Origin of the sequence: Lactiplantibacillus sp. B652 (assembly GCF_023806745.1) — a bacterium.
GTDB lineage: Bacteria > Bacillota > Bacilli > Lactobacillales > Lactobacillaceae > Lactiplantibacillus > Lactiplantibacillus pentosus.
In genome coordinates this window covers 1-3,428 of the sequence record NZ_JAMSKY010000041.1, presented here as the reverse complement: position 1 = coordinate 3,428, position 3,428 = coordinate 1, and the positions used below count along the sequence as shown (strand labels likewise).

Sequence of the window (3,428 nt, the reverse complement as noted above, 5' to 3'; positions counted from 1 at the left end):
TACTGAAATATTAACCACTATTTTGGGAGATTACCTCGCGTACGAAGGCAATTACCAGCATTGCTACGGTATTATCGGTAGCGGTAATCGTAATTTTAATAAGCAGTTTGCACTCACGGCTAAACAATATGCTAAACGCTTCGATTTTCCTTACATTACCGATTTTGAGCTACGTGGCACCGCACACGACATTCCTCGCATTGCCGATGCCATCTCAACCTATCGCAATCAATTTTGTTTTCAAACAACAAAGGAGTAATCCCTAATGGTAACTAGCACCCCAGAAATGGAAAATACCTATTTTTACTTAAATAACCTCGTAAACATCCCTATCGACGGAGAAATTCCGCTATATTACGATCAAGAAGCCCTCAAGGCCTATTTTGAAGAGACGGTCGAACCAAAGACTAAACAATTTGATTCATTGGATACCAAATTAAACTACTTAGTCGACGAAGATTACATTGATCCAGATATCTTGAATCAGTATTCCCACGAATTTGTGCGGTCCTTGTTCGACCGAATGAAAGACCATCACTTCCATTTCCGCAGCTTTCTCGGCGCGTACAAGTTTTACACACAGTACGCCATGAAAACCAACGACGGACAACAATTCTTGGAAGGCTTTATCGACCGTGTTGTCTTCAATGCTCTCTACCTTGCAAACGGTGATGAGCAACTTGCTAATGACGTTGCCGATGAATTAATTTCACAGCGTTACCAGCCCGCCACTCCCACTTTCCTCAACGCGGGGAAAAAGCGCCGCGGAGAAATGGTGTCGTGTTTCCTAATTGATATGGCCGATTCCATGCTCTCAATTGGACGTGGCGTTAATTCTGCCCTTCAACTATCTCGAATCGGTGGGGGCGTCGGCGTTAACTTGTCAAACTTGCGCGCCTCAGGTGATCCTATTAAGCAGATTTCCAACGCCTCGTCTGGCGTTGTACCAGTGATGAAGTTACTTGAAGACTCATTTAGCTACAGTAACCAACTTGGGCAACGGAACGGCGCCGGAGTGGTTTATCTCAACGTCTTCCATCCTGACATCTTACATTTTCTGGATACCAAAAAGGAAAATGCGGACGAAAAAATTCGGGTGAAGACCTTGTCCCTCGGTTTGATTGTTCCTGATAAGTATTATGAATTACTCAAGACTAACGAACCAATGTATCTTTTTAGTCCCTATGATGTCGAACGTGAATATCGTACGCCATTTGCTTACATCGATATCACCAAAGAATATAACAACATGGTCGCTAACCCCAATATTAAGAAGTCAGTTTTTAACGCGCGGAAACTAGAACAAAAGATTTCTCAACTCCAACAAGAATCTGGTTATCCTTACATCTTGAACATTGATACGGCCAACCAAACTAACCCTGTCGATGGCAAAATTATTATGAGTAACCTTTGTAGTGAGATCTTACAGCCTCAAGAACCGTCAAAACTTGATGATGACCTATCGTACAAGACAATTGGCACCGATATTTCATGTAATCTCGGATCAACTAATATCATGAATATGATTGACTCGCCGGACTTCGGTCACTCAGTTGAGGTTGCTGTTCGTGCGCTCACCCTCGTAACTGACACAACCGACGTTAAGGAAGTACCGACTGTTAAACATGGCAACGAACTTTACCACACGATTGGATTAGGGGCTATGGGTCTGCATACTGCCCTTGCACGCCACCAAATTGAGTATGGCTCACCAGAGGCCCTTGAATTTACTGATGCCTACTTCCTAGCTTTAAACTACTATTCACTCGTTACGAGCAATCGAATTGCCCGTGAACGCCACGAAACCTTCGCCAAATTTGAGCAATCAAAATACGCCGATGGTAGTTACTTTGATCAATACCTGAACGCCGACTTTAAATTTAAGAGTACCAAAGTTGCAAAAATCTTCAAAAATATTAAATTACCATCTGTTACAGATTGGAAGGCACTCAAGCAAGCTGTGATTACTGGCGGCCTTTATCATCGTAATAGACTCGCTGTGGCACCGAACGGGTCAATTTCGTACGTCAATGAAACAAGTGCGTCACTTCACCCAATCACACAATTAGTAGAACAACGGCAGGAAAATAAAGTGGGCTCAATCTTCTACCCGGCACCCTACCTGTCTAACGAAACTTTGCCCTACTACACGCCCGCATATGATATCGACCAACGCAAAATCATCGATACCTATGCCGTAGCGCAAAAACACATTGATCAAGGCATGAGTCTGACACTGTTCATGCGTTCAGTTTTGAAACCCGACCTTTACGAGTGGAAGGACAATGACAACTTGAAGATGACGACCCGGGACCTTAACCGGTTACGGAATTACGCCTGGACCAAGGGCATCAAGTCACTTTACTACATTCGAACATTCACAGAAGACGATGAAATTAAAACGGCAAATGAATGTGAATCATGCATGATCTAGGAAATTCACTTGGGGTCTTACCGTCCGTTTAACACACCGGCATACGTTATTGGGTCACAAGACCCATATACCCATGAATCCTAATTAAGGAGACGAACAAATAACGATGGACTATTTATACTACAAAGCAATTAACTGGGATGATATTAAAGATAATTTCGATAAATACACGTGGGAGCAACTCACCACTAACTTTTGGTTGGACATTCGGATTCCCGTCACGAATGATCAACCAGCTTGGCAACAGCTAGCAGACACTCAACAACAGGCCATTACTCGTATGTTGGCAGGTACATCAATGTTAGCCGTCTACCAATCAGAAGTTGGCACCCCTGCTATTCGCCACGATCGGAGAACTCAACAAGAAGAATCCGTATTAAACACCATTACCTTTATGAAATCAGTCCATGCCAAAAGCTGTACGACCATTTTCCGGGCTCTGATTCCGGGTAACGGCGGTGAAAGTTTTACTTGGGCAGATGATAATGCCAATCTGCAAGCTGAAATCGACCAACTCGCTCAAACGAGCACCAATGGCACGGCTTTACAAAAAAAAGCCCTTTTTATTTTGACCGAAACTGGCCTTTCATTTGGTAAATATTGGACAACCCTTCAAACCCATTCTCTCGTCAATACCTACCAAATGTTGGCCAATATTCTTCGTGGAAGTGCCATCTTTAGTGCCTATGTCGGCTACAAATTTCACCTTGGGTTTGAAGACCTCGCGTCAAGTGACCAAGCCGAACTGCAGCATTGGATTAACACCCAGTTTGATCAACTCATGCAAACCGAAAAAGATTTCTTAGAAGCTAACCTTGACGATGCCACCGAAGCCATCAATCTGGCCTCCTATGGTGCCAATCATGCATTAATGTCACTTGGCTTTAACGCTGTCTACGAAGTTCAACCGTCTTCACTAGTGGCGCAACTCAAAGAACTGATGATTGACCAAAATCAATTTTTGCAACAGGTAACGGCTGCAAACAATGAATCG

3 protein-coding genes are annotated in these 3,428 nt (G+C 43.5%); all 3 read left to right on the top strand.

Annotation, left to right across the window (positions count from 1 at the left end):
* Window positions 1-259, top strand: a 259-nt coding sequence (locus MZO40_RS16720; protein WP_252133462.1) for a class Ib ribonucleoside-diphosphate reductase assembly flavoprotein NrdI, incomplete at its 5' end; no start/stop codon positions are given.
* A gap of 27 nt (window positions 260-286) precedes the next feature.
* Window positions 287-2,434, top strand: a complete 2,148-nt coding sequence (gene nrdE, locus MZO40_RS16715) for a class 1b ribonucleoside-diphosphate reductase subunit alpha (protein WP_252133463.1) — start codon at window positions 287-289, stop codon at window positions 2,432-2,434.
* A gap of 106 nt (window positions 2,435-2,540) precedes the next feature.
* Window positions 2,541-3,428 (top strand): ribonucleotide-diphosphate reductase subunit beta (locus tag MZO40_RS16710; RefSeq protein ID WP_252133461.1); only part of this gene is annotated, 888 nt, incomplete at its 3' end.

Coding starts and splice junctions, on each gene's coding strand:
- nrdE (WP_252133463.1), top strand. CDS start 287: ATGGAAAATACCTATTTTTACTTAAATAACCTCGTAAACATCCCTATC.